The organism is Streptomyces sp. NPDC021096, from assembly GCF_040641275.1.
GTDB lineage: Bacteria > Actinomycetota > Actinomycetes > Streptomycetales > Streptomycetaceae > Streptomyces.
Genome location: NZ_JBFADG010000002.1, coordinates 347119 through 373557, shown reverse-complemented (window position 1 = coordinate 373557; position 26439 = coordinate 347119). Strand labels below are relative to the sequence as shown.

Annotated in this window: 18 protein-coding genes and 2 pseudogenes; 8 read left to right on the top strand and 12 right to left on the bottom strand. The window is 70.6% G+C overall.

Annotated elements, in window-relative coordinates:
• Nucleotides 1-168: 168 nt before the first annotated feature.
• Complete coding sequence (locus tag AB0G59_RS05335; RefSeq protein ID WP_360908215.1) at nt 169-537, top strand: amphi-Trp domain-containing protein; 369 nt, start codon at nt 169-171, stop codon at nt 535-537.
• A 169-nt stretch (nt 538-706) separates the two neighbouring features.
• On the opposite strand, the gene AB0G59_RS05330 is transcribed toward AB0G59_RS05335, so the two are convergent.
• Entirely contained in the window at nt 707-3373 is a 2667-nt protein-coding gene (locus tag AB0G59_RS05330; RefSeq protein ID WP_360908213.1) for a SpoIIE family protein phosphatase, read from the bottom strand.
• A 256-nt stretch (nt 3374-3629) separates the two neighbouring features.
• Here AB0G59_RS05330 and AB0G59_RS05325 point away from each other — a divergent pair, with 256 nt between their 5' ends.
• From AB0G59_RS05325 to AB0G59_RS05315, 3 genes are all read left to right on the top strand, one after another.
• Nucleotides 3630-5768 (top strand): SpoIIE family protein phosphatase, encoded by a 2139-nt coding sequence (locus tag AB0G59_RS05325; RefSeq protein WP_360908211.1) that lies wholly within the window; start codon nt 3630-3632, stop codon nt 5766-5768.
• A 182-nt stretch (nt 5769-5950) separates the two neighbouring features.
• A complete protein-coding gene (locus tag AB0G59_RS05320; protein WP_360908209.1) occupies nt 5951-6451 on the top strand; it encodes a hypothetical protein in 501 nt (166 codons plus the stop codon).
• Nucleotides 6452-6753: 302 nt separating this feature from the next.
• Complete coding sequence (locus AB0G59_RS05315) at nt 6754-8010, top strand: protein-glutamine gamma-glutamyltransferase (protein WP_360908207.1); 1257 nt, start codon at nt 6754-6756, stop codon at nt 8008-8010.
• Between the two features lie 262 nt (nt 8011-8272).
• Here AB0G59_RS05315 and AB0G59_RS05310 read toward each other — a convergent pair whose 3' ends face one another.
• Nucleotides 8273-9013 (bottom strand): TetR family transcriptional regulator, encoded by a 741-nt coding sequence (locus AB0G59_RS05310; RefSeq protein ID WP_360908205.1) that lies wholly within the window; start codon nt 9011-9013, stop codon nt 8273-8275.
• A 58-nt stretch (nt 9014-9071) separates the two neighbouring features.
• On the opposite strand from AB0G59_RS05310, the gene AB0G59_RS05305 reads away from it, so the two are divergent.
• Complete coding sequence (locus tag AB0G59_RS05305; protein WP_360908203.1) at nt 9072-9935, top strand: SDR family NAD(P)-dependent oxidoreductase; 864 nt, start codon at nt 9072-9074, stop codon at nt 9933-9935.
• Nucleotides 9936-9996: 61 nt separating this feature from the next.
• Here the strand turns inward: AB0G59_RS05305 and AB0G59_RS05300 are convergent.
• From AB0G59_RS05300 to AB0G59_RS05280, 5 genes and pseudogenes are all read right to left on the bottom strand, one after another.
• Nucleotides 9997-10298: pseudogene (locus tag AB0G59_RS05300) on the bottom strand (dihydrofolate reductase family protein); the annotation flags it as partial.
• 184 nt (nt 10299-10482) lie between these two features.
• Nucleotides 10483-11865, bottom strand: a complete 1383-nt coding sequence (locus AB0G59_RS05295) for a chloride channel protein (protein WP_360908201.1) — start codon at nt 11863-11865, stop codon at nt 10483-10485.
• 178 nt (nt 11866-12043) lie between these two features.
• Nucleotides 12044-13822: a sodium:proton exchanger gene (locus tag AB0G59_RS05290; RefSeq protein WP_360908199.1), complete on the bottom strand. Its 1779-nt coding sequence runs from the start codon at nt 13820-13822 to the stop codon at nt 12044-12046.
• Between the two features lie 63 nt (nt 13823-13885).
• Nucleotides 13886-14806, bottom strand: a complete 921-nt coding sequence (locus AB0G59_RS05285) for an aldose 1-epimerase family protein (protein WP_360908197.1) — start codon at nt 14804-14806, stop codon at nt 13886-13888.
• A 252-nt stretch (nt 14807-15058) separates the two neighbouring features.
• Entirely contained in the window at nt 15059-16012 is a 954-nt protein-coding gene (locus AB0G59_RS05280; protein WP_360908195.1) for a DUF389 domain-containing protein, read from the bottom strand.
• Nucleotides 16013-16365: 353 nt separating this feature from the next.
• Here AB0G59_RS05280 and AB0G59_RS05275 point away from each other — a divergent pair, with 353 nt between their 5' ends.
• The 3 genes from AB0G59_RS05275 to AB0G59_RS05265 all read left to right on the top strand — a co-directional run bounded on the left by AB0G59_RS05275 (nt 16366) and on the right by AB0G59_RS05265 (nt 20896).
• Complete coding sequence (locus AB0G59_RS05275; RefSeq protein ID WP_360908193.1) at nt 16366-18186, top strand: glycoside hydrolase family 15 protein; 1821 nt, start codon at nt 16366-16368, stop codon at nt 18184-18186.
• Nucleotides 18187-18189: 3 nt separating this feature from the next.
• Entirely contained in the window at nt 18190-19134 is a 945-nt protein-coding gene (locus tag AB0G59_RS05270) for a cyclase family protein (protein WP_360908191.1), read from the top strand.
• A gap of 184 nt (nt 19135-19318) precedes the next feature.
• Complete coding sequence (locus AB0G59_RS05265; protein WP_360908189.1) at nt 19319-20896, top strand: GMC family oxidoreductase; 1578 nt, start codon at nt 19319-19321, stop codon at nt 20894-20896.
• A gap of 39 nt (nt 20897-20935) precedes the next feature.
• Here AB0G59_RS05265 and AB0G59_RS05260 read toward each other — a convergent pair whose 3' ends face one another.
• The 5 genes and pseudogenes from AB0G59_RS05260 to AB0G59_RS05240 form a co-directional block, all read right to left on the bottom strand.
• The gene (locus tag AB0G59_RS05260; protein ID WP_360908640.1) at nt 20936-21976 is read right to left on the bottom strand and encodes a cytochrome d ubiquinol oxidase subunit II; all 1041 of its coding nucleotides are present in this window, start codon (nt 21974-21976) and stop codon (nt 20936-20938) included.
• Entirely contained in the window at nt 21976-23460 is a 1485-nt protein-coding gene (locus tag AB0G59_RS05255; RefSeq protein WP_360908187.1) for a cytochrome ubiquinol oxidase subunit I, read from the bottom strand. Before AB0G59_RS05255 ends, AB0G59_RS05260 begins: the two co-directional genes overlap by 1 nt.
• A 97-nt stretch (nt 23461-23557) precedes the next feature.
• Nucleotides 23558-24934: an NAD(P)/FAD-dependent oxidoreductase gene (locus tag AB0G59_RS05250; protein WP_360908185.1), complete on the bottom strand. Its 1377-nt coding sequence runs from the start codon at nt 24932-24934 to the stop codon at nt 23558-23560.
• 6 nt (nt 24935-24940) lie between these two features.
• Entirely contained in the window at nt 24941-25747 is an 807-nt protein-coding gene (locus AB0G59_RS05245; protein WP_360908638.1) for an SDR family oxidoreductase, read from the bottom strand.
• 240 nt (nt 25748-25987) lie between these two features.
• Nucleotides 25988-26092 (bottom strand): annotated as a pseudogene (locus tag AB0G59_RS05240) (phosphatase PAP2 family protein); the annotation flags it as partial.
• Nucleotides 26093-26439 lie beyond the last annotated feature (347 nt).

The window sequence follows — 26439 nt, the reverse complement described above, 5'->3', positions numbered from 1 at the left end:
CTTCCCTCAACCCTAGAACCCATTCGGGCCTCACGCATGGGGCGCATGGTTCGCCACGCCATGGGGCGGAGGCGGGGCCGTCTCTTCGCCTGGCCATGAGGATGTCCGATCCCCTGCATGGCCTCAGAATCGGTATTACGTGCCGTCCCTGCCGGATCGGAGACATGCATGAAGGACCTCAAATTTGAGCAGAAGCGCTCGATGTCACGCTATGAGGCGGCGGACCAGCTCACGGCCCTCGCAGCTGTGCTGAGGGAAGGTGGGGAGGCCGAACTGGAACTCGGCCCCGGGACGCTGAGCCTGCGGGTACCCGATGACCTTCACGGCGAGATGGAGGTCGAGGTCGGTAACGGGCAGATTGAGCTGGAGATCGAGTTCACGTGGCCGACCGCACCGAACCAGACGGCGCCGTCGCAGGCGGTCACAGGCACAAAGAAGGCCCCGAGGCGGAAGAGCCTGCCCGCCAAGCCCGGTCGGAGCAGCACGGGCACCAGCAGGAGCAAGAGCACGAAGCAGTCAGCCACGAAAACGCCCTGAGTCGCTAGGCGCGATCGAGCGCAGCGGACTGGAGCTGGCCGCCGTAGGGGCCCGGCTCGACGACGCTCCGGACGACTCGAAGTAGCTGACCAAGCAGCTCACACGAGCCTGGGCGCTTCCCCGGCGTGAACGGTGTCGGCCTCTCCGCCGCAACGACTGAGCCGAAGGCTCACTCCGCAGTCGGCAAGGGCTGCTCGGTCCAGATGGTCTTGCCGGTGGGGGTGTAGCGGGTGCCCCACCGCTGGGTCATCTGGGCGACGATGAACAGGCCCCGGCCTCCCTCGTCGTCGGCGGCGGCGTGGCGCAGGTGGGGCGAGGTGTGGCCGGTGTCGGCGACCTCGCAGACGAGGCTGCGGTCGCGGATCAGCCGGACGTGGACCGGCCCGCCGGAGGCGTAGCGGACGGCGTTGGTGACCAGCTCGCTGACGATCAGCTCGGTCGTGAACGACAGGTCCTCGAGCCCCCACTCGGCCAGCTGCCCGCTGGTGACGGACCGGGCCCGCGCGACGCTCGCGGGGTCGGCGTCCAGCTCCCAGACCGCCACCTGGTGCTCGCCGAGCATCCGGGTACGGACCAGGAGCAGGGCCGCGTCGTCGTCCACCGGGCCGGGCAGCAGCTCGGCCACGGTGCGGTCGCAGAGCTCCTCCAGGGGGCGCCGGCACTCGGTGAGGACGCCGGTGAGCAGGCCGAGCCCCGTCTCGGTGTCGTGGCCCGGGGCCTGGACGAGACCGTCGGTGAACAGGGCGAGCAGGCTGCCGGCGGGCAGCTGGAATTCCACGCTCTGGAAGGCCGCACCGCCCAGGCCCAGGGGCGGGCCCTCCGGGAGCCCCGGGCGGCTGACGGCGCCGCAGGCGGGGTCGACGAGGGCGGGCGGCGAGTGGCCCGCGCGCGCCATGCTGCACAGCCCGGACACCGGGTCGTAGACGGCGTACAGGCAGGTGACCCCCAGGGCCTCGTCGCCGTCGGCCCCCGGCGTGCCCCCGCCGCGGCCGTGCGCCCGCTCCTCGGCGATGCGCTCCTCGGCGGTCCGCCCCACCACATCGTCCAGGCGTGCGAGCAGCTCGTCCGGGGCGAGGTCGAGCCGGGCCAGGACGCGTACGCTCGTACGCAGCCGGCCCATGGTGGCGGCGGCGCGCAGCCCGTGGCCGCGCACGTCCCCGACCACCAGGCCGACCCGGGAGCTCGACAGCGGGATGACGTCGAACCAGTCGCCGCCCACCCCGGAGCGGCTGTCGGCGGGTACGTAGCGGCTGGCCGCTTCGACCCCGGTCAGCGACGGCAGGTGGTGGGGCAGAAGTCCGCGTTGCAGTTTGAGGGCGGCGGTGTGTTCGCGCGTGATGACCAGCATCAGGACGACACCGACCAGCAGGGCGCCCAGGCCCACGACGCTCACCCCGCCGGTCGGCCCGAGGAGCGGCAGGTCGAAGGAGGTCGAGCCGTAGTCGGGGGCGGCGTAGACGACGAAGGCGGCGTAGCAGAACAGGCTGAGCATCAGGAGCCCGCCCAGCCCCGGAAGCACCCCCTTGAACAGCAGGTCCCGGGGGCTGCGCGTGAGCAGCCCGCGGTAGCACCAGACGCAGGCGAAGCCGGTGAGGCCGTAGTAGAAGGCGATCGCGAGGCCGACCGCGCTGATGGAGTCGGCCAGTACGTCGCGGCTGATCACGGTCAGCAGGACGAGGAAGCCGATGGAGACCAGGCCCATGCCGACGGTCGACCAGGTCGGGGTGAGGAACCGGCGGTGCACCCGGGCGAAGTGCGAGGGGACGGCCTTGTGCGCCGCCATGGAGAAGACGGTGCGGGCCAGCGGCAGGATGGTGGTCTGGGTGGACGCGACCGCCGAGGTCAGCACGGTGAAGATGAGCAACTTGGTGAGGAACCAGCCGGGGCCCGTGGTGCCGAAGACGGCACCGCCCAGGCCGGAGAGCACGTCCCCGGAGTTGGCCGTGTTGCCCAGACCGGTGCCCTCGGTGCCGATCCCGGCGAACGCCTGCGCCGACGTCGCCACCAGGGCGTAGATGCCCAGCAGGAGCACGATGGAGACGACCGCCGCCCGTCCGGGGGTGTGCCTGCTGTCGGCGGTCTCCTCGTTGACCGCGACGGCGGTGTCCCAGCCCCAGTAGATGAAGACCGCGGCGAGGAGGCCCGCGGTCAGCTCCTTGGCCGACGGCACATGGAGGGGGTTGAACCAGGAGGCGGAGACGTGGATCGCCGTCGGCGGCCCGTCGGTGTAGACCCTGACCAGGGCGGTCACCGCGAACAGGATCAGGACCGCCACCTCGGCGCACACCAGCCAGCGCTGGAGGGCCGCCGACACCTCGATGCCCACGTAGCAGACGGTGGTCATCAGGGCGATCCAGGTGACCCCCGCGACGGTGGTCCACAGCCGGTCCTCGGCGAGCGAGTCGAACCCCAGCAGCCGGAAGCCGTAGATGCCGGCGATCTCCGCGAGGTTCGCCATGGCGATGACGTCGGCGACGATGATGCCCCAGCCACCCATCCAGCCGACGCGCGGGCCGAAGGCGCGGGAGGCCCAGGTGAAGGTGGTGCCGCAGTCGGCGTCGCCGGCGTTGAGCTCCCGGTAGGCGTACGCGATCAGCAGCATCGGGACGAAGGCCAGCATCGTCACGATCGGCGCCTGGAGGCCGACCCCCACGACGATCAGGCCGAGCGTCGCCGCCAGGCTGTACGCCGGAGCGGTGGAGGACAGGCCCATGGCGACCGAGGAGAACAGTCCCAGGGCACCCGCCTTGAGCCCCTTCTCGCCCGCGCCGGAGCCGGGCGCGAGCGGCGCAGCGGACTCGACCGGACCACCGAAGAGCTTCACCCCTGCATTCATCTCCGCATCTCGCCTGGAGAGCTCGCGCCCCCGAGAGGACTCATGATCACCATTTTCCCCGTGGTCGATCAGGTCCGCCAGACGATTGGCCCGCCGGGCAGGTGCGGGTCGCCGCATGGGGCACATTCCCGGGGCCCGGGAATCGGCGCAGCGGTGTGCCAGAGTGGAGGTACGGCGCGACGGCGCGGGTGAGGACGCGGGAGAGGGTTTCCCTGTCATGCCGGCACAGCCTGATCGCCTCGCCACTGCACATCGCATGTTCCTGCACGGGCGGAGCGAGGAGTACACGGACCTGTTCGGGCAGGCTCCGGTGGTCTTCGCTGCGCTGAGCGGCCCGGAGCATGTGCTGGAGGCGGCGAGTCCGGCGTTTTTCGACGCCTTCACGGCCGGCCGTACGACGACCGGCATACCGGTCGGGGAGCTGGTTCCGGAACTGGCCCGGCAGGGTGTCCTCGATCGGCTCGACGAGGTCTACCGCACCGGCACCGTGTACCGGAACCGAGGCGGGCACCTCGTGCTCGGTGGGCGAAGCGCCCAGCGAGAGGAATTCTTCGACATCACCTACGAGCCCCGCCGGGACGCGGCCGGCCGGGTCGACGGGGTGACGATGATCGCGGTGGAGACCACCGCGTACCACCACGCGCAGCTCCTGGCCGCCGAGCAGCGCGTCCTGCTGGAGCAGATCGCGCGTGACGCCCCGCTGAGCGAGATCCTGACCGGCATGGCGAGGGCGATCGAGGAGCTCTCCCCGGACATGATCGTCTCGGTGCTGCTGCTCGATCCCGACGGCCGTCACCTGCGGCACGGCACCGCCCCACGCCTGCCCGACTTCTACAACGACGCGATCGACGGGACCGTCATCGGCGAAGGAGTCGGCTCGTGCGGCACGGCCGCCCACCGGCAGGCACCGGTGATCGTCAGCGACATCGCCACCGACCCCCTGTGGGAGGGCTACCGCGACCTGGCCAAGCGGGCCGGGGTCGCGGCGTGCTGGTCCACTCCGATCCGCGGCTCGGACGGCCGGCTGCTGGGCACCTTTGCGATCTACCATCGCACTCCCAGGGCGCCCGACGACCAGGATCTGGCGCTCAGCGCGGCCTTCACCCGCATCGCCGCCCTGGCGATCGAGCGCCACCGCGCGGTGGAGGCGGGCCACGCCGCCCAGGAGCGGGAGAAGGCGGCCCGTGAGGATTTGGCCTTCGTCCTGGAGGCCAGTACCGCCATCGCGCGCCAGCCTCACTACTTCGACTGCCTCGAGCGCATGGCCCGGCTGACCGTGCCGGCCTTGGCACCGCTGTGCGCCGTCCACGTGGTCGAGCGCGACCAGATCCAGCGGATCGCCGTCGCCGCCGCCACCCGCGCCGGGGAGGGCCTCCTCGCCTCGCCCGAACTGAGCGGCGAGATCGACACCGTGGTTGCCCGTGTGCTGGCCTCCGGCACCACCGAGACCGGCCAGGTCGGCTCCTGTCCGGGCGGCCTGTCCGCACATCTCGACGTCAGCGGTTACGTGTGCGTGCCACTGGCCACCCACGGCCGCACCTTCGGCGTACTGACCCTCCTGACCACCGACCGGCCCCTGGACGACCACGCCGTCGCCCTGGCCGAGGAGCTCGCCCGCCGGGCCGCTTCCAGCGCCGACAATGCCCGCCAGTTCACCGACCGGGCCAGACTCGCCCGCGACCTGCAGGCCGGCCTGCTGCCTCCCGAGTTGCCCGAGGTCCCCGGCGCCACACTGGCGGCCTCCTACCATCCCGCCGGCGAAGGACTCGACGTCGGTGGCGACTTCTATGACGTCTTCCCTCTTCCCGACGACCGCTGGGCACTCATGATCGGCGACGTATGCGGGCGCGGCGCTCGCGCCGCCACCACCACCGGCATAGTCCGCCACAGCGCTCGCGCCGCCGCCCGTCTCCTCGACGACCCGGCGGCCGTGGTCACCGCCATCAACGCCGCTCTGACGGATCGGGCGGTCGGCGAGGAATGCTTCGTCTCACTCGTCTACGGCGAACTGCGGCACACCGCATCCCACCTGGCGTTGAACCTGATCCGAGCCGGTCATGTACCCCCGCTCGTGCGCCGGGCCGACGGCACGGTCGAAGAAATCGCCCAACCGGGCCTGCTCCTGGGCATCGGCCCCGACCCCGACGCGTCCCCGTGCGGCGTCGACCTGTATCCGGCCGACAGCCTGATCCTGGTCACCGACGGCATCACCGAGGCCCGTTCCACCAGCGGCGAACTCTTCGGGGAGGATCGCCTGGCCGACGCCCTCGGCGCACTCCGAACCTCGTCCCCAACCGCCGGCGTGCTCCTCGAGTCGATCTCCACCGCGGTCGCCGCCTTCGCGCCCGATGGCACGCACGACGACCAAGCGGTGCTGGTCCTCACCGCCACCTGACCACGGCTTCCACAGCCGACGCGACCAACGCCGGGGTCAGCTCACTGCCGGATCGGATGCATGGCCAGATACGTCCTACGTGACGGGTTGGCCGATTTTAAAGCCATGATGTTGCCGGGGAGTTAACACAGGGACATGATCACTGCTCGTATCGACCTGATCACTCATCCAGGAGCCGAGAAGTGATACGCCCAACCGCTCTCCGCGCCCTCACCACCGTCGCCGTGACCGCGGCCCTCGCCCTGCCCCTCACCCAGGGGGCCCAGGCGGCCACCCCGGACGCGATCACCCCGGCAACCACCGCTACCGCCACCGCAGCTGCCACGATCAACGCGCACGACGACAACCCCTTCCGCTGGATGGAACTGGACGGCCTGCGGGCCGACTTCCGGTTCATGTGTCCCGCGGGCCACTGCGTGGGCTTCTGGTCCCTGGTCCTGACGGACGACGTCGCGCAGCAGAAGTTCGAGGGGCGCAAGTTCTTCGTCTACGCCCCGGCCACCGGTGAGTTCAGCTTCTTCCTCGACACGGACATCGCCGTGCGTACGGTCGACCACCCCCGCCAGGTCCGCCTGGTCGATACCGAGTTCATGCGCTCCCACCCGCGCGTCGAGGTCCGCTACGGCGACCCCGACCACCCGGACCGGGCCCGCGTCGTCGCCTCGGCGACGACCCTGATGTAGCGAACCACCGGCCCCGCCCGACCCGGGCGGACAGCCAGGCCGGGCGGGCGACCGATTCGCGCCCGGCCCGCCCGGCGGCACCACGGTCATGAACCGGCAACGACCGCGCCGCCACCGCCATCTCCCGCATGTACTGCACCTCCTTCCGCCTCGCGGCGGCAGCCTTCCTGTCGCCGGCACAGCGGCGCAGGACGGCGCGGCCACGGCCCTGAGCGGCAGCTCGCCGCAAACCCCTCCATCGCGTCGCGCTCTCGCATGCCCTCGTTTCACGAGACTTCACCACAAAGGAGTTATTGATCTTCATGCATCAACGTCGGAGATTGCTCGCCTTCGCCACCGTGGGTGCGGTCATATGCACCGCTGGATTCACGCCGTCGATCAGCCAGGCCGCCGACAGCGGTAATGAGCAAGGAAAGGGGTCCTACGCCGAAACGCACGGCCTGACGGCGGACGACGTCAAGAACATCAACGCACTGAATGAAAGTGCTCTGACCCTGGGTCAACCCGGCAAGCCTCCGACGGGATTACCTCCGAGCGCCAGCGCGCCCTCCCGGGCCCCCGCCTCCGACGACGACAGGGTAACCCCGCCCGCCGAGCCTCTCGACAGGATGCCTGACGCGTACCGGGCCTACGGAGGCAGGGCCACTACGGTCGTCAACAACTACATACGCAAGTGGCAGCAGGTCTACAGCCACCGCGACGGCAAGAAGCAGCAAATGACCGAAGAACAGCGAGAAAAGCTGTCCTACGGTTGCGTCGGCGTCACCTGGGTCAATTCGGGTCCCTACCCGACGAACAAGTTGGCGTTCGCGTTCTTCGACGAGAACAAGTACAAGAACGACCTCAAGAACACCAGCCCCCGACCCGGGGAAACGCGGGCGGAGTTCGAGGGCCGAATCGCCAAGGACAGCTTCGACGAGGGGAAGGGCTTCAAGCGGGCGCGCGATGTGGCGTCCATCATGAACAAGGCCCTGGAAAACGCCCACGACGAGGGGACTTACATCGACCACCTCAAGAGGGAGCTCACGAACAAAAATGACGCTCTGCTCCACGAGGACAGCCGCTCGAACTTCTACTCGGCGCTGAGGAATACGCCGTCCTTCAAGGAAGGGGACGGAGGCAACTACGACCCGTCCAAGATGAAGGCGGTGATCTACTCGAAGCACTTCTGGAGCGGGCAGGACCAGCGGGGCTCCTCCGACAAGAGGAAGTACGGCGACCCGGAAGCCTTCCGCCCCGCCCAGGGGACCGGCCTGGTCGACATGTCGAAGGACAGAAGCATTCCGCGCAGTCCGGCCAATCCCGGCGAAGGCTGGGTCAATTTCGACTACGGTTGGTTCGGGGCTCAAACAGAAGCGGACGCCGACAACACCACATGGACCCACGGCGACCACTATCACGCGCCCAACAGCGACCTGGGACCCATGCACGTACACGAGAGCAAGTTCCGGAAGTGGTCTGCCGGGTACGAGGACTTCGACCGCGGAAGCTACGTGATCACGTTCATACCCAAGAGCTGGAACACCGCCCCCGCCGCGGTGAAGCAGGGCTGGCCGTAACAGAACCAGGCGGGAGGGCCCTCGGGCTCCCTCCGGACTCCACCTCGCGATGACGCCCTTGCCTCCGGCTCGGGGTTGGCAACAGTTCCTCCCCCAGAGGACTTCCAACCCCCAGGCGATCGCCCAGGCCGGCGTACCGGCAGCGAATCCCCAGTTACCGAAAACGGGGATTCGCTGCCGGACATCGCCACGGACCTCACCCGCCTCCGGGCGATCCGTGTGGAGGCGCCCACTGACTGACGGGCAACCGTCAAACTGTTGCCTATTCCTGGCGCACTCCGGCTGCGCTGTCGGCCTCGTAGCCCCGCAGCAGTGCGCTCAGGATGCCGGTCAGCCGAGGGGCGACATCGACGACGGCGTGGGCGAGATCCGGGTCCGACTCGTAAAGGCGGCGCAGTTCGGTTCCCGGGGCGGCCATCTGCCACAGGGCTCCTGCCATCGCCGTGGCAGTGGCGACGACGTCGCCGGCCTGCGCCGGGCTCAGCGCGGCCACCCGGCGCAGCGCCTCGCCCACTGCCGCGACCTCGGCGATGGCGATCAGCTTGAAGGACCGGACGCTCTCCAGTGAGACGTTGCGCTCCAGGGTCATGGGCGTGTGGGCGAGCAGGTCGCAGAAGAGAGGTCGCGCGACCAGCGACTCGGCCAGCAGGCCGGCGGCCGCGTGAAGGCGAGGCTCCGGGTCCACGCTGTTCGCGGCATGCGCAGAGTCCTCGCCGTCCTCGTCGCCCGTGCCGGGCGGGACGGCGGCGAGCTGCTCGCGTACCGCCTGCGACCACTCCACCCACCCGGCGGCGGCCAGCCGGAGGAAGATCTCTTCCCGGGTCTCGAAGTAGCGGAGCATCGCCGACTTGTGCATGCCGACCTCTGCGGCGATGTCGGTCAAGGTCACCGACCGGATGCCGTTCGCCGTGGCCAGACGGGTCGCCGCGTCGAGGATCGTGGCTTCGCGGGCGCGCTTGGCCTCGGGGCTCCGGGCTCTTGTGGGCTGACTGCGGCTGGCCATGCAGACATCCTAACGCAACGAGGTTGCACTATTAACGCAACCGTGTTTTGCTATCTGCATGGCAACCCAGACGTGGTTCATCACCGGTTCCTCCCGCGGCTTCGGCCGCTCCCTCACGGTCGCCGCCCTCGAAGCGGGCGACCGGGTCGCCGCCACTGCCCGTAGGCCGGAACAGCTCGCCGACCTGGTCGAGCGGTTCGGCGACAAGGTCCTCCCCGTCCCGCTCGACGTGACCGACGCCGCCGCGGCCACGGCCGCGCTCGACGCCGCCCGTGACCGCTTCGGCCGTATCGACGTGGTCGTCAACAACGCCGGCTATGCGAACGTCGCCCCGGTCGAGACGGCTCCGGAGGACGACTTCCGCCGTCAGTTCGAGACGAACTTCTGGGGCGTGTACAACGTCTCCAAGGCGGCACTGCCTCTGCTGAAGGCCCAGGGCGGCGGCATCGTCGTCCAGTTCTCCTCCATCGGCGGCCGGGTGGGCGGCAGTGCCGGCCTGGGCTCCTACCAGGCGGCCAAGTTCGCCATCGACGGCCTCACCCGCGTGCTCGCCACCGAGACCGCGCCGTTCGGCATCCGCTATCTGGTCGTCGAGCCCAGCGGCTTCGCCACCGACTGGGCCGGAGCCTCCATGGACATCCAGGACGTCCCGCCGGAGTACCAGGCGACCGTCGGCGCCTTCAACGACCGGGCTCGCGGCAGCCGTACCGCCGGCGACCCGGACCGCGCCGCCGGGATCCTGGTACGCGTGGTCAAGCGCGACCACCTCCCCACCCACCTGCCCCTGGGCACGAACGCGGCCCGGATGGCACTCGACTATTCGCGGCAGCAGATCGCCGAAGCCGAAGCCTGGCAGGCCGTCTCCGTTTCCGCCGACTTCGGCGCGCAGTACCCCGTCGGGCTCCCGGCGGACACCGAGTAGACGGGCCGCATCGCGCAGTTCGACCGGAACACCGATTTCATGAGGCTTCCGCGCTTCCTGGCTCGCCCCAGTTCGCCACCAGGTCGTCGTCGGCGAGGGTGTGGAGACGACGTACTTCGGCATCCGCTTGTAGTCGGCGAAGTACGCCATGTCCGGCCACACGGGGCTGAACGCCTCGTAGCTGGTCCGGCCCATGAGCATGGCGGTGGCTTCCTGCTGCTCCCGGCCCTTGCTCTCGAACGCCTCGGGGAGGAACTCGATGTCCTTGAAGGTCCAGCCGGAGTTGCGGTAGCCGGGCTCGCCGCCCGGGGACTCCACGACGCCGTCGAGCGAGATGAAAGCGGTGCTGATCATGGGACGCATCTTCGAGGTTCCTCGCTGTCTCGTGTCTGGGTACAAGAAGGTTCGGCCGGTGCAGGCTTCGATCACATGCGCTGCGCGAACTCACCGGTCGCCGCCCGCCCGTCGGGGCGGCTCGAGCGCGCGGTCTAGTGGGGCCGTTCGTGACGGAGGAGGACCACCTGGGAGTCGAAGGTCCTGGTCTCGGTCAGGGTGAGGTCGAACCGCTGCTGGGGGGTGGTGAAGACGCGTGTTGATCCGGATTCCCTTCCGGCTTCGGGGAGGAGTGCGGAGCGAGCCTGGCGGACACGACATGCGAGACCACGACCGAGACGATCACCAACGGCATGACGGTGAGCCCCTGTGACCCGAGCAGCAGGGTGGCGAGCAGGACCGAGACCAGCGGAAGTCCGAGCATCGCGGCACTCATCGCTCCGACGCCCGTGGCGAACCCCGCCATGAGGGACAGCCCCGGGAGGTGGGAGAGCAGGATGCCGCCTGCCGCGCCCACGAACATCGAGGGAAAGACGGGGCCTCCCCGGAAACTGCTGAGCGAGGCGCAGTAGGCCAGGCCCTTGCACAACACCAGGAGCAGCAGTGCTCCGGCCGAATACGCGGTGCTGTGGGCGAGGAAGGGACCCAGCGCCGACTGACCCGAGTACAACACGTCGCTCTGCGGCTTGCCGGTGCTCTCCGCATAGGCGATCGCCAGTCCCCCCACGACCAGGCCCATGACCACCGTGGCCGGCACGCGTCGGCGTTCGACGTGCGTCTTCAGGTGAACGGCGAGCCACCGGATTCCCACGCCCGCGACGGCGGCCGACAGCCCGATGACCAGCGCCCAGCCGAATTCCGCGGCTGTCGGTGTCACGGCCTCGGGCAGGTCGGGGAGCGCCAGCGAGTAGGTGCCCAGTCCGGTCCAGGATCCCAGGCCGATGAAGATGAGCGCGCCGATGCCCGCGGCGAGCAGGCCGGGCACCAGTACCAGGGCCATCATCGGTCCACCGAGTCCCGAGGCCTCCATCAGGAAGAACGCTCCGAGCAGGGGTGACCCCAGCAGAGAGCTGATCGCCGCGAAACTGCCGGCCGCTCCCATCATCGCGATCACCTGCGCCGGGGCATCGCGCTTGGCCAGGCGCACGGCGCCCGCGGCCAGTCCGCCGCCGAGAGCGATGAGAGGCGCTTCCGGGCCGAGCACCGCACCGCAGGCCAGGGTCGCCAGGGCGGCGAGGAAGATGCCGGGGAGCTCGATCGGTGTGGGCGCGCCTTGGGGCTTGAACCCGGCCGCCGGCTCGTGACCGCCCTTACCCGGCAGGTAGTGCACCGTGAGCGCCACGAGCAGTCCCCCGATGCCGAGCAGGGGCAGCGGCCACCAGGGCGGCGTGTCGTGGAATCCCAGCGCCTTGGGGAGATCGGTGTAGAGCATCGGCTGGAGTTCGGCGACCAGCGCGAGGAAGCCGAACGCCGCCGCGGTCACCGGCACGCCGAGCACCGCGGCCATCACCAGGAGCACCACGTAGTTGCGGCTCCGGAGGATCGTGAGCGGATCCGGAGGCGGCGTGTCCGTGGGCACTGCCTTGGCGTCCGGCATGCGCCTTGCCTCCTCGCGACGCGGACCCCAGAGGTGGTTTCACCGGCTGTCCTCAGCGAACCCCGACCGCCGCGTCACCCGCTCCGGGCGGCGTTTTCCCACCCTGGCACACCGTCCTCACGCGGGCATTCCGAAGCCGCCCGAGCGGGTAGCACGAGCCCCCCCCCCAGCGGCCGGCCTACTCCGGTGTTCGCGCGGTACCCCGCCCGCCGGGGGCCAGCAGAACAAGCGTGTCCGCCGGCCCGGGCAGCGGTGTGCCCGCGTCCGTGACCGGATCGAGGCGGCCGTCCGGGCGTACCAGGAACAGCAGGGCGCAACCAGGCGGCAGAGCAGTGCCGGCGGGCTGGGCCAGGACGGCCGCCCCGTTCTTGTAGCTGCGGGAAAAGGCCGGCCACGTCAGATCCGCGCCGAACAGGACCTCGCCGCCGACGAACGGCGCCACCACGCCGTGGCTCTCGGGCGGTGCGGCAAGGCGGTGGACCACCCCTTCCACGCTGCCGCGCAGAATCGTCGCCGCCAGTGCGTTGAAGTCGTCCTCGGCGGTGAGGAAGAACACCGCCGTGATGCCCTCCAGCTCTGCGCCCTGGCCCGTGACGGCGGCCAGTAGTTCACCCGGCGCGAGCTCGATCCCGGCCTGCCGGATGCGTTCGCGCTGCTGCTCACGGCCTGCCCACATCACGACCTCCAGCCCCGCCGACCTCAGGGCCACACCGAGGTCGACCACCCACGGGTCGCCGCCGACCAGCAGCGGACGGGAGCGGGAGGGGCGCACGGCGCCCAGGAGCCGGGCCACGGGCGAGGCGGTCAGGCCGTAGAGCGTCACGGTCGCGACGATGACCACGAATGTGGCGGGGAGGATCTTCGCTGCGCCGTCGATCCCCTGGGCCACGAGGCCGGCCGAGAACGTCGACGCGGTGGCGGCCGCGACGATGCCGCGCGGCGCCATCCAGCCGATGAAGCCTCTCTCGCCGCGTGTCAGGTCCGTGCCGAAGGTGGACACAGCCGCGACCACCGGTCTGACGGCCAGCACCAGAAACGCGGCGAGCCCGAGTGCGGGCAGCCCCACATGGCGCAGCGACTGCGGGGTGACGGTGGCCGAGATGGAGATGAAGAGCAGGCCCAGGATCACGGTGACCAGGGTTTCGAAGAACGGCCGGCGCGCCGGGACGTCGATGCCGGGGAGGTTGGCGACGGCCAGGCCCATCATCACGGCGGCGATGAGTCCCGTGTCCTCGCGCAGGACGTCGCAGAGCGCCGCCACACCGATCACCGCTGCGAGCTGCACCGTGGTGCCGAGCACCTCACCGAGCGGCAACGTCCGGAACAGCCACCACAGCAGAGCCGCTCCGGCCACTCCGCCGGCCGCTCCGATCCCCACACCGGTCAGGAAACCCGCGGCCACGTTGCCGACGTAGTGCCCCGTACTGGCCGTGACCGCGTGGAAGACCAGTGCTCCCAGAATGCCGCCGACCGGGTCGATGAGGGAGCCTTCCCAGACGAGGATGTGCTGGAGCCGGTCCTTCGGACGCACGAAGCCGAGCAGCGGTCCGACGACCGTCGGCCCCGAGACCACGAGGATCGCGCCGATCATGACGGCCGCCCGCCGGGACATGCCCAGCAAAGGCGCGGCGAGGAGCGCGCCGAGCAGCCATGTGATCGGTACTCCGATACAGATCAGCCTGGAGACGACCCGGCGCCGGTGGCCCCTCATCCTCGCCAGGTCCAGCCCGAGGCCCGCGTCGTAGAGGATCACGGCGACGGCCAGCGACACCAGCGGGGAGAACGCCGCCCCCAGCAGCCGCTCGGGGTTGACGTCGTCGATCAGTGCGCCGGCGGCGAAGCCGACCGGCAGCAGGACGATGAGGGCGGGGATGTGCAGGCGGCTCGCCAGGATCTGCGAGCCGACCGCGAGCATCAGGGTCAGGCCCACTCCGATGAGGACCTGATCCGTCGTCACGGACAATCCCTTCGCCGCGTGGTGGGCCCGGCGGGGATCAGGGCGAGTGCCATGACGGCGCCGTCATTCCCCCCATGGCGTGATCCCCCACCGGACGGTGTGCCGCTCGCCCGGACCGAGGCTGACGAGAGCTGTGCCGCTGCGGAAGGCGTCCGGTGGGCAGGTCATCGGTTCGACGGCGACCGCGCGACGGCGCTCCCCCGGTGGGAGGGTGTCGCCGGTGTAGAGCTGCACGTAGTCGGCTCCCTCGCCGAGCCATACGTCCGTACCGAACGCACCCGACGGATGGGCGAGGCGCACCACGGCCCGCCCGTCCGGGTCCCGGTCGAGGTCGCCGAAGGGGGTGTCCAGTCGGCGCGCTCCGACGGTCTGCGGTGTCCGCAGGTCGTACGGCGTGCCCGCGACCGGCTCGGCGGCCACCGGCAGGCCTCGCTCGTCGGTGCGCAGCCTCGTCCGGGCGGGGACGGTCAGCACCGACTGGTCGACGACCGCGGTGCCCGCCGTGACGTAGGGATGCTGGCCGAAGCCGTAGGGGGCGGCGTTCGCGTCGAGGTTGCGCGCGGTGACGGCGACCTCGAGCCCGCCCTCGCCCAGGGCGTACTCGGCGCGGAGGTGGAGACGGAACGGGTAGCCCGGCTGCGGCCACAGCGGAACCTCCAGGACGGCCCGGCTGTCGCTCGCCTCCACGACCTGCCACGACGTCCACCGCAGCAGTCCGTGGATGGCGTTGCCGCTTTCCGGCTCGGTGAGCGGCACCTGGAGGTCCTGCCCGTCCCAGCGGTAGCGGCCGTCCCGGATCCGGTTGGGCCACGGCACCAGGATCTGGCCGCGCCCGCCGGTGATCCGGTCGTGTGCGGCGAATCCGTCGACCACGGTGCGTTCCCCGACCGAGTACGTCCGCAGCGCCGCGCCCAGCTCGACGACGACCGCACTGTGCGCACCATGGCGCAGGGTCAGCTGCCGTCCGGTGCGGCTCTCCTGCACGTGTGGCCTCCTCGGTCCGCCCGGCCGACGTCCTCGGCCACGGGCGCGATGGCACCCCGGGGACGTGGCCTTCCTCGTCGGGAGCGTGCGGCCCCGCACCGGCCCGGTCAAGCGCGACACGTTCCCGCGGGCCCGATCGTCCGGGACGTTCGCCCACTGGGGCCACAGGCGGGTGAGCCACCGCTGCGCCCGGCTGCGGGGCCGGCCGTGCGGCGCGCACATGATGTGCCGCTCCCGTACGGGACGGCGGCCTCATCGGCCGCCGGAGCGCCCGCTGCGCCGGCCGATGTACCGCCAGACGGCCCGCTGGAATCTGAGCGTCAGCACGCCCACCACGATCAGCAGCACGATGTTGAGCAGGAGCTGGACCAGGGATCCGCGCGCCTCGCTCCAGCTGGAGAACGCGCAGGAGACGCCGATGTCGGCGGCGGCGGGGATGGTGGTGACCGAGATGAAGACGCCGAACAGCGCGCTCGTCCGGGCCTGCGTCAGCGACACGATCCCGACGATGCCGGCCAGGACCGCGACGACGACCGAGAAGACGTCGGGGGCGTCGATCAGTGTGGAGACCGGCCTGATGCCCAGGTCGAACGCCTCGGGCTGAAGGCCGAGGCCCCGGATCGTCCAGGAGAACAGGAAGGTCACCACGACGGCCAGCAGGAATCCCGCGGTCAGGGCGAAGAGGCCCTGCCGGATCCTGATGCGGTTGCCACGGTCGATGCCCAGCGCGACGCTGGTGATGGCGCCGTACTCCGGTCCGACGACCATCGCCGCGACGATCAGGATCTGGGAGTTGGTGATGATTCCCACCGCTCCGATGACGCCCGCGCTGACCAGATAGACGTAGAAGCTCGGCAGATAGGTGCCCTCGGCGCGGATGCGCGCCTCGACCTCCTCCCAGACGGGCGCGTGCGCGAGCGCCCCGAGCTGCTGCTTCTCCGCCTCGGCCGCGGTGCCGGAGAAGGCCATCTCGACCGGTTCGATGATGATCGATCCACGGCGGTCGATCTCCAGCTCGCGCAGACCGCGCAGCACGGCGTTGGCCGCACCCGCCAGGATGTCGCATTCGACCGCGTCGCCGTCGGGGTTGCGCGCCCGTTCGGGAAGGACCATCAGGTTGAAGACGTAACGGTCGCCGGTCAGCAGCCCGACGGCCCGGGGCGTGAGATCAGGGGGGCTCACCAGACGGATGTGGATCATCTCCATGCACGACCTCCGTCGCTCCGCCGGCGCCGCACCGGGGCGCTGCGCCGCCTGCGCTCCGGGTCGGGCCCACCTGTAGCCTGCCGACCCCAGTCAGTAACGCCCGCCGGAAGGGCGGTCGGCAAACCGGGTGCGGTACCCCGGCTCCGCGGCCGCGGTCGCTTCGGCCGCACGGCCAAGCCCCGGCTGCGGTGTCCCGGCAGCCGCCGCCGTTGCGCCGTACGGGTGCTGCCCACGGACTGTCGCCGCCGTCGGCGGCCCCGGGCGTACGGTCGTGACCGCTGCGGCATGGCAGGGCCCACCGGGGAGCCGGATAGTGGACACAGGGGGCCTCTCCCGAAACTTCGGAGCAGCCCATGGACCGCTACCCTCCCATCGCCGAGCACGGCCTGGTGGGCGACCTGCAGACCAACGCGCTCGTGTCGTCGCAGGGCGTCGTGGACTGGTTCGCCGCTCCCAGGTTCGATTCGCCCAGCATCTTCGCCGCGCTGCTCGACCACGACCGCGGCGGGTATCTGCGGCTGGCTCCCGAGCACCCCGACGAGACCCGCAAGCAGCTCTACTACCCCGACACCGCGATCCTGGTGACCCGGTTCATGTCACCGGACGGCGTGGGCGAGGTCGTCGACTTCATGCCCCCGGACCGGACCCGCACCGCCACCGACCGGCACACCCTGGTCCGTATGGTCCGCGCCGTGCGGGGGACGGTCGACTTCACGCTCGAGTGCCGGCCGCGCTTCGACTACGGCCGGGCCGGGCACGAACTCGAACTCGGCGAGAACGGAGCTCTGTTCCGGGCCCCGGGGATCGACGCGCACCTGCAGTCCACCTTCCCTCTGGAGCGGGACGGCCAGGACGTGCGCGGAAAGGTGACGCTGAAGTCCGGCGAGTCCGGCGGCGCCGTGTTCACCGTCTGCGCACCCGATGGCGAGGCGCCCGCACCCCTCACGGCCGACGGGCTCACCGCGCAGATGGGGGATGTCGCCCGGTTCTGGCATCAGTGGCTGCGCCAGTCCCACTACCGGGGGCGGTGGCCCGAGCTGGTGCACCGCTCGGCCATCACCCTCAAGCTCCTCACCTACGCCCCCACCGGCGCCCTGATCGCGGCGGCCACCACGGGCCTGCCCGAGCAGGTCGGCGGCGAGCGGAACTGGGACTACCGGTTCACCTGGGTACGCGACGGCTCGCTGTCCGTACGGGCCATGCTGGACCTCGGCTTCGCCGAGGAGGCCACCGCCTTCGTCCACTGGCTGGTGGACAGGCTGCGTGAGCGCCAGGGCAAGGAGGGAGAGCCGCTCCAGACGATGTACCGGGTCGACGGCGATCCCGACCTGCCGGAGGAGACACTCGATCACTTCGAGGGCTACCGCGGCTCCTCCCCCGTCCGCATCGGCAACGGCGCGGCCGACCAACTCCAACTCGACATCTACGGCGAGGCCCTCTACGCCATGTCCCAGGGGCGCGAGATCGCACAGCAGGCAAGCTACGAGGGCTGGCAGGCACTCACCAGGACACTGGACTGGCTCACCGACCACTGGGACCGGCCGGGCGAGGGCATCTGGGAGACCCGCGGCGGCCGCAAGAACTTCACCTACAGCCGGGTGATGTCGTGGGTCGCCTTCGACCACGGGCTGCGCCTGGCCGAATACTTCCGCAGGCCCGCCGACCAGGAGCGGTGGCGCAACGCGAGGGACGCCGTGTTCGAGCAGGTCATGGAACGCGGCTGGAGCGAGAAGGAACGCGCCTTCATCCAGCACTACGACGGTGACGTCCTGGACGCCTCACTGCTGCTCATGCCCAGGGTCGAATTCATCGCTCCCCGGTCCGGGGCCTGGCTCTCCACGCTCGACGCGATGGATCGAAAGCTCGTCTCCGACAGCCTTGTCTACCGCTACGACCCTGCGGCGTCGCCGGACGGGCTGCGCGGCTCGGAGGGCACGTTCAGTCTGTGCACCTTCCTCTACGTCGACGCGCTGGCCCGGGCGGGGCGGCTGTCCCAGGCCCGTTACGCCTTCGAGAAGATGCAGACCTACGCCAACCACGTAGGACTGTTCGCCGAGGAGGTCGGCCCGAGCGGGGAGCAACTGGGCAACTTCCCCCAGGCGTTCACCCATCTGTCCCTCATCATGGCCGCCATCACCCTCGACGAGGCGCTCGACGCGGAGGACGGGCGCTGACCCATGGCCGCGCGTGCCCGCCCGGCAGGACCGCCACGGCTGACCGCGGCCGAGTTCGACGTGCTGTACCGGCGCCTGCTCGCGCGCTCCGCCTGGGCCAGGGGCGAGAGGGGTGCCCTGGACGCGCTCACTCCGGCCCGGGTGCTGGCCGCCACCCGCGAGGTGCGCACCGGCCGGACGGTGACGCTCGCCGCGCCCGTGGAGACGCTGCCCGGTCCGGACAACCCGGAGCCGGCGAGGCACCGGATGAGCGGGCGGCCGGAGGGCGACGCCTCGGGCGGGCTCCACTTCGCGAGGGACAGCTTCGCCATGAACGTGCACGGTGACGCCGACAGCCACCTCGACGCCCTGTGCCACGTGATCTACGACGGCACGCTGCACGGCGGCGTGGCCGCGAGCAGCGTCACGCCGGGCGGCGCCGAGGCGCTCTCCGTCGAAGTGGCTCGCGACGGGATCGTGGGACGCGGCGTGCTGCTGGACATTCCGCGGGTCCGTGGCGTGCCGTGGCTCGAACCGGGCGACCACGTGAGCGCCGGCGACCTCACCGCGGCCGAGGCCGCCCAGCACGTACACGTGGGTGAGGGCGATCTCCTGTTCGTCCGGGTCGGCCACCGCAGACGCCGGGGCGAGCTGGGCGCGTGGCAGGCGGCGGATGCGCGCGCGGGACTCCATCCGTCCGCGTTGGAGTTCCTGGCGGAGCGGCGGGTCGCCGTACTCGGCGGCGACGGCAACAACGACACGGCCCCGAGTTCCACCGAGGGGGTGGACTTCCCCGTGCATGTGCTCGCGATCCACGCCATGGGCCTTCACCTGCTGGACTACTTGCAGTTCGAGGATCTGGCGCCGGTCTGCGAGGCCGAGGGCCGCTGGTCGTTCCTCTGCGTGATCGCCCCACTGCGGCTGCCGGACGCCACCGGCTCACCGGTCAACCCGATCGCCGTCCTCTGACGTCTCCGTCGAATGCACACCTGATCGGCTCCCGTACGGTCGCCGCTCCCCGGACCGCCCGATAGCTTCGGATGTGATGCCGAACGTCCCGACAGCGCGCACGCGCGTCGGGCGCGGTGCAGCGCAGTGGCCCTCAGGGCTCTACGGCCAGGTCAGCCAACGACTCCGAGAACGGGATCTCCGCATGGCCGACGATCACCACGACGTCATCATCATCGGTACGGGAGCGGGCGGCGGCACTCTCGCCCACCGGCTGGCCCCCACCGGCAAGCGGATCCTCATTCTGGAGCGCGGCGACTACCTGCCGCGGGAGCGGGACAACTGGGACTCCACCGCCGTCTTCGTCAAGGGAAAGTACCGTGCCCCCGAGTTCTGGTACGACAAGCACGGCAACGAGTTCCCCCCGGAGGTGAACTACTACGTCGGGGGCAACACCAAGTTCTACGGCGCCGCCCTCTTCCGTCTTCGGCCCGAGGACTTCGGCGAGCTGCGCCACCACGACGGCGTCTCACCCGCCTGGCCGATCCGCTACGAGGATCTGGAGCCGTACTACACGCAGGCCGAGCAGCTCTATCTGGTGCACGGGCGGCATGGCGAGGACCCCACCGAAGGCCCGGCCAGCGGCCAGTACCCCCACCCACCGGTGGCACACGAGCCGCGCATCCAGCAGCTCAGCGACGACCTGGAAAAACGCGGACTGCACCCCTTCCACCTGCCCATCGGCGTCAACCTCACCCAGGACGAGAACGGCCGGGCCACCCATTCCAGCGTGTGCATCCGCTGCGACCGGGTCGACGGCTTCCCCTGCCTGATGGGCGCCAAGTCCGACGCGCAGGTGATCTGCGTCGACCCGGCGCTGAAGCACGACAACGTCACGATGGTGACGGGCGCCGACGTACGACGCCTGGAGACCGACCCGACCGGACGCACCGTCACCAGGGTCGTGGCCGAGCTCGGAAACGGAACGACCCAGGCGTACACCGCCGACATCGTGGTGGTCGCCTGCGGCGCGGTCAACTCCGCCGTCCTCCTGCTCCGTTCGGCCAACGACAAGCACCCCGGCGGCCTGGCCAACAGCTCGGACGTGGTGGGACGCCACTACATGCGTCACAACAACCTGGCGCTGATGGCGGTGTCGAAGGAACCGAACCCCACCAGGTTCCAGAAGACCCTGGCGCTCCACGACTGGTACCTGGGAGCGGACGACTGGGACTTCCCGCTCGGCGGCATCCAGATGCTCGGCAAGTCGGACGCCGACCAGATCCACGGCGAGGCGCCGCGCTGGGCCGGCGCGGTCACGCCCGACATGCCGTTCGAGATGCTGGCCCACCACGCCGTCGACTTCTGGCTGTGCGGGGAGGACCTCCCCCTGCCCGGGAGCCGCGTCACCCTCGACAAGAACGACGACATCCACCTGGCCCTCGACGAGAAGAACAACATCGCGGGACTGAAGCGCCTCCAGCACAAACTGCAGGGCATGCTGGGCCACCTGGGCATGCACGAGCACCACCTGCTGTCCCACAGCATCTACCTGCACAAGGGCATGCCGATCGGCGCCACCGCGCACCAGGCCGGCACCGTCCGCTTCGGCGACGACCCGGGCAGCTCCGCGCTGGACGTCCACTGCAAGGCCCACGACCTGGACAACCTCTACGTCGTCGACACGAGCTTCTTCCCCAGCATCGGCGCGGTGAACCCGTCGCTCACAGCCATCGCCAACGCCCTGCGGGTCGGCGACCACATCGCCGCCCGCCTCGGCTGACGGGGTGCCGTACGCCGCGACGGAGCCGGCGGAGTGCCGCTACGGGTTGTCCCCGGGAGCCCTGGCGGCCCGGGTGTCGGCGTCGGTGAGCGGCTCCAGCTCGCCCATGGTGTCGAGCCGGTAGAGCAGCACCAGCGCCGGGCCGACCAGCACGACCGCGATGGCCGTGACGATGCCCAGCCAGCGCAGGGTGTGGGCGGCGCCGGCCGCCTGGGCCACCGTCAGCGAGGTGGGCAGTACGTAGGGGCGCTGCGCGAAGCCCCACGCGCCGACGGTCAGGGCGACGCTCGCCACCGAGGTGTAGCGGGACCAGCCGTAGGACCGGCGCAGCAGAAGCAGCACCGTGGCCAGGCCGCAGACCGCGGCCAGGACGATCAGCAGCAGGCCCAGGCCCCCGGTGAGGCCCTCCCAGACGTACCGGGCGTCGTCATGGGTGACGGGCAGGCCGATGAGTGCGAGGACGACGACGGCGCAGAAGGCCAGCAGGGCCCGCAGCCGGAAGTAGTCGACGAGGTCGTCGGCGCCGAACCGCCGCGCGTCGGAGCAGAGGAACACCGCCCCGAGGAACGCGGTGGCGGCGACGGCCAGCAGACCCGCGAGGACGGAGGTCGGATGGGCCCAGGCGTCCGCGGAGGCGTCGGTTCCCACCGCGACCCGACCGGCGGCGATGCCTCCAAGCACCGCCCCGAGGAAGAACGGCGTGAGCAGCGAGGAGATGGCGAACATCGCACCGAAGACCCTTCGTTGGGCCAGACGGCGGGACGGCTTGCGAAGGGCGAACCCGGCGCCGCGGAGCACCAGGCCTACGGCCGCGAGCGCGAGGGGCAGCCACATCGCCTCGAAAACGGCCTGGAACATCCTCGGAAAGCCGGTCCACATGATGACGAAGACGAAGATCAACCAGACGTTGTTGGTCTCCCAGACCGGCTCCATCGCGTGATCGATGAGCCAGCGGGGCCGCCGGCCCCGCTCCGCCCCTCCGGCCAGGAGGTCCCAGAAGCCCGCGCCGTAGTCGGTGCCCCCGGCACAGGCGTAGGCGGCGATCGCGAGCACCATGACCCAGGCGATGAGAGCGGCCATCATGACGCACCGCCGGACGTGCGGTCGGACCCGCCACCGGGTGCGGCCCCCGCGGCTGCCGGCTCGGGCTCGCTTCTGGGACCGTAGGGGGTGTCGGTCTCGGGCGGCAGTGCGGCACGCGCGGCGGCCGAGCCCTCGTCCGCGATGCGCCAGCGAGTGCGCATCGTCAGGACGATCGCGAGGAACGCGCCGAACACGGCCACGTACACGGCCATGACAATGCCGAGCATCGCCCACAGCGATCCGGCTCTGGTAGCGGTCACCGCCTCCGAGACCCTCATGTGGTGGTAGACGATCCAGGGCTGGCGGCCGACCTCCGTGGTGATCCAGCCGCACTCCACGGTCACCAGGCAGGCGGCTCCCGCGATCGCGGCGCAGCGGAAGAACCAGCGGCTGCGCGGCAGGCCCCGGTGCCGCAGCCAGGACCAGGCGTACCAGAGGGCGAGCAGGATCAGCAGGCTGCCGATGGTGACCATGATGTCGAACGCCCAGTGGGCGATGGTGGCCTGGACGGCGGTGGGGCGGTCGGCAGCCGGCACCGACGTCAGCCCGGTCACCTGGGTGCTGGGCTTGAAGCCGGCGAGGATCGAGTCCAGCTGGGGGATCCTGAGTCCGCCGGAGATCGTCCCGTCGCTGTTCAGCCGCCCGAACATGTACTCGGGCACGTGGGTGTCCGTCTTCCAGACGATCTCCGTCGCGGCGAACTTCACCGGCTGCTTGTGGAAGACGGCACGAGCGGCGGAGTCGCCGAGCATGAACTGGACCGGCGTGAGGATCGCCGCAACGGTGAACGGCAGCGTGAAGCCGAGCCGGTGGTACCGGTCGCGGCGCCCGCGCAGCCAGCCGACCGCGTACACGCCGGCGACCACGTAGCCGGCGGTCATGAACATCGCGACCACGAAGTGCCAGTACTCCGGGCCGAACATCGGTGTGAAGACCGCCTGCCGCACATCGACGTCGACGGGATTGCCCTGGGCGTCGAGGCCGAACCCCTGCGGGGTGTTCATCCAGGAGTTGGCCGCGATGATGCCGAAGGCGCCCATCAGGGCCGCCAGCGGCAGCGGTACGGCCAGCCAGAAGTGTGTCCATGGCTTGAGCCGGCGCCACCCATAGAGGTAGATCGCGATCAGGACGGCCTCCAGGAAGAACGCCCACGCCTCGACGCCGAACCCGAGGCCGAAGACGTCGCCCCAGCGGCCCATCATGCCGGGCCACAGCAGACCGAGCTCGAAGGACAGCACGGTGCCCGTGACGACGCCGATGGCGAACTGGACGGCCATCACCGCCGACCAGCGCCGTGCGAGCTTCAGGGCGACGGCATCGTTGCGGCGCAGTGCCCGGTGGTGCATCAGGACCGTGATGAACGGCAGCGCCACACCGAACGGGACCAGCAGGATGTGCGAGGCCAGGGTGAAGGCCATCAGCTCACGAGCCGGTAGGAGCTGGGGCGGGGTGTTCGCCAGAAGGGCCGCTGTGCTGAGCATGTGCGCCTCGGTGGTCTGCCCCGCGGGGGCGCGGGGGGGCTGAGGAACGACAGGAGTGCGAGGGGTGGCACCCGGGAGGTGCCGGCGGTTGCCGTGGTCAAGGAGGCGGCGGGGGCGTCTTCTGCCCGGGCGCCGGGCCGGCCGGCGCGTCGCCACTGGCACCGGCGTCGGCGTCGGCGTCGGCGTCGGCGTCGGACCAGGTGAAGGCGCGCTCGCGTCGCGAGCTGGTGGCGAAGGCGACGGACCAGCTGAGCACCGCTCCCAGCCTGCTGCGGAATCCGGTGAGGAAGGCAAGGTGGATGAAGAGCCAGACCAGCCATCCGATCGCACCCGACAGGTGCAGCGGGCCGGCCTTGACGACGGCCCGGCCGCGGGAGATGTAGGCGGCACTGCCGAGGTCCCAGTACCTGAAGGGCTTCGGCTGCCTCGTCCTGCCCTCCACCGCGTGGCGCACGGCCCGGCCGGCGTAGGCGCCCGACTGCATGGCGACCTCGGCCAGGCCCGGCAGCTTGTTCAGGCCCATCACGTCGCCCGTGACGCGGATCTCCGGGTGGCCGGGGACGGTGAGGTCGGGTTCGACGGCAATGCGTCCGGCCCGGTCCTGCGTGGCGCCGGTCGCCCGGGCCAGCGCGGTGGCGATGGGCGGCGCCTCGACCCCGGCCGTCCACAGCACCGTACGTGCCTCGAACCGGGTGGTCGCACCGTCATGGTCCTGAACCGTCAGGCCGTGCGCGTCGACGGCGGTGACCTTCGTGCCCAGGTGGAGCTCCACGCCGATGCTCCGCAGCGTACGGGCCGCGCGATGCGCGAGCGGGCGGCCGAACGCGCCCAGCACCTCGTCGGACCCCTCGAAAAGCAGCACCCGGGCATGGGCGGAGTCGATCGTCCGGAACTCCCGGTCGAGCGTGTGGCCCGCGATCTCCCTGATCTGTCCGGCGAGTTCGACGCCGGTCGGCCCGCCTCCGACGAGCGCGAAGGTGAGCCACTGCTGCCGTTCCCGGGCGTCCGCGGCCGTTTCGGCCATCTCGAACGCCTGGTAGATCCGTCGGCGGATGTCCAGCGCGTCGTTCAGGGTCTTCATGCCGGGGGCGTGCGCGGCGAACTCGTCGTGCCCGAAGTACGACTGACGCATGCCGACTCCGACGATCAGGTCGTCGTAGGGCAGCTCGACGGCTCCGCCGTCCGGTCGTCGGGCATGGACCAGCCGGGCCTCGACGTCCACGTCGGTGGCTTCGGCGAGCAGGCAGCTCACGTTGTGATGGCGTCGCAGCACCGCGCGGAGCGGTTGCGCGATCTGGCCCTCGGACAGGATTCCGGAGGCGCACTGGTAGAGCAGCGGTTGGAAGAGGTGGTGGGCACGGCGGTCGACCACGGTCACGGCGACCGGTGACCGGCGTAGGGCGCGGGCGGCGAACAGCCCGGCAAAGCCCCCGCCGAGGATCACCACCCGGCGGGGCGTGACGTGATCCTGCATCGGCGATCAGCCGCCGGTGGCGAAGCCGGGGAAGAGCGTCATTCCGCCGTCGACGTAGAGCGTGGCGCCCACGACGTAGTCGAGCAGGTCGGACGCCATGGCGACGACGGCGTTGGCGATGTCGTCCGGGTCGCCCACCCGACGGTACGGGATGAGGCGCAGCAGCTCGGCCTCGGCCTCGGGGGTGGACCAGGCATCGCGGTTGATCGGTGTGCGGATGGCGCCGGGCGCGACCGCGTTGACCCTGATCCGCTTCGGGGCCAGCTCCTGGGCGAGGGTCTGCATCAGCATGCCCACGCCGCCCTTGGAGGAGGCATAGTTCACGTGCCCCGACCACGGAATGATCTGGTGGACCGAGCTCATACAGATGATCTTCCCGGCCGAACGGGACACCTCCGCCACCACACCGCGCCGTACGAACTCCTTGGCGGCCTCACGTGCGCAGAGGAACTGGCCGGTCAGGTTGACGTCGATGACCTTCTGCCACTGGGCGAGACTCATGTCCGTCACCGCCGCGTCCCGCTGCAGGCCCGCGTTGGCCACCATGATGTCGATGGTGCCGAACTCCTCGACCATCCGCGCGACCATGGCGACCACCTGGTCCTCGTCGGACACGTCGGCCTCGTGGGCGTAGGCGCGAACCCCGAAGCCCTTGATCTGCGCCACGACCTTCTCGGCCTCATCCGCACCGACGACGTAGTTCACCACGACGTCCGCTCCGGCCCGGCCCAAGGCAACGGCGGTCGCCAGGCCGATGCCGGAGTTGGCGCCGGTCACCAGCGCCTTCTGGCCCCTGAGAAGCTGCGCGGGCATCGCCCTGCGGCTCTCGTCGACACTTCCTGGCACTACGATCTCTCCTTCGGCGTTTCGGACGGCACGCACGCCGAACGGGCGACACGCACTAGAAGGCCGGAAGCCGGCCGGCCGCCAGGACGGCCACGGGAGCCGTCGCATGCCCGGCCCCCAGACCAAAGCACCCTGCGTCGCGGGCGGGACAGACCGGCGCGCCACGCAGCCGTATTCGTCCGGGCATGTCACACGGTCGGGCTATGGGCTTCCGGCAGCGAGGCCGGCGGCGATGTCGTGCGGGTAGTGGGCGCCGACCCAGGCGCGGGAGGCCGCCATGGCCAGCGCGAAGACGGCGGCAATCGCGCCGAGGCCCGATGCCGATCCAACGGCGCCAGGTCCGCGGTGTCAGCCAGTGAACGTTGCTCGGCCGGGCGTCCCCCGCCCGCTGTCCGGGAACAGACACGACCTCGCCGTTGCGCCCCAGGACTTCCTTCATGAGGACCGGATTCCGTGGAAGACGGCCCTCCTTCTTCGCCCACGAGTACAGGCTCTGGAATGCGGCCAGTTCGCGGTCCCACTCGGATCCGCCGATCCGCTTCGGGTTCGCAGGGGCAACTCGCCGCCAGTGCTCGTAGTCGAGGTCGGGACCACTTCGTGCCGCGTCCCGCGGCGCCCAAAACACCCGCCGTCCGGCGGAGGCGGCGGCCGGGGAGCCG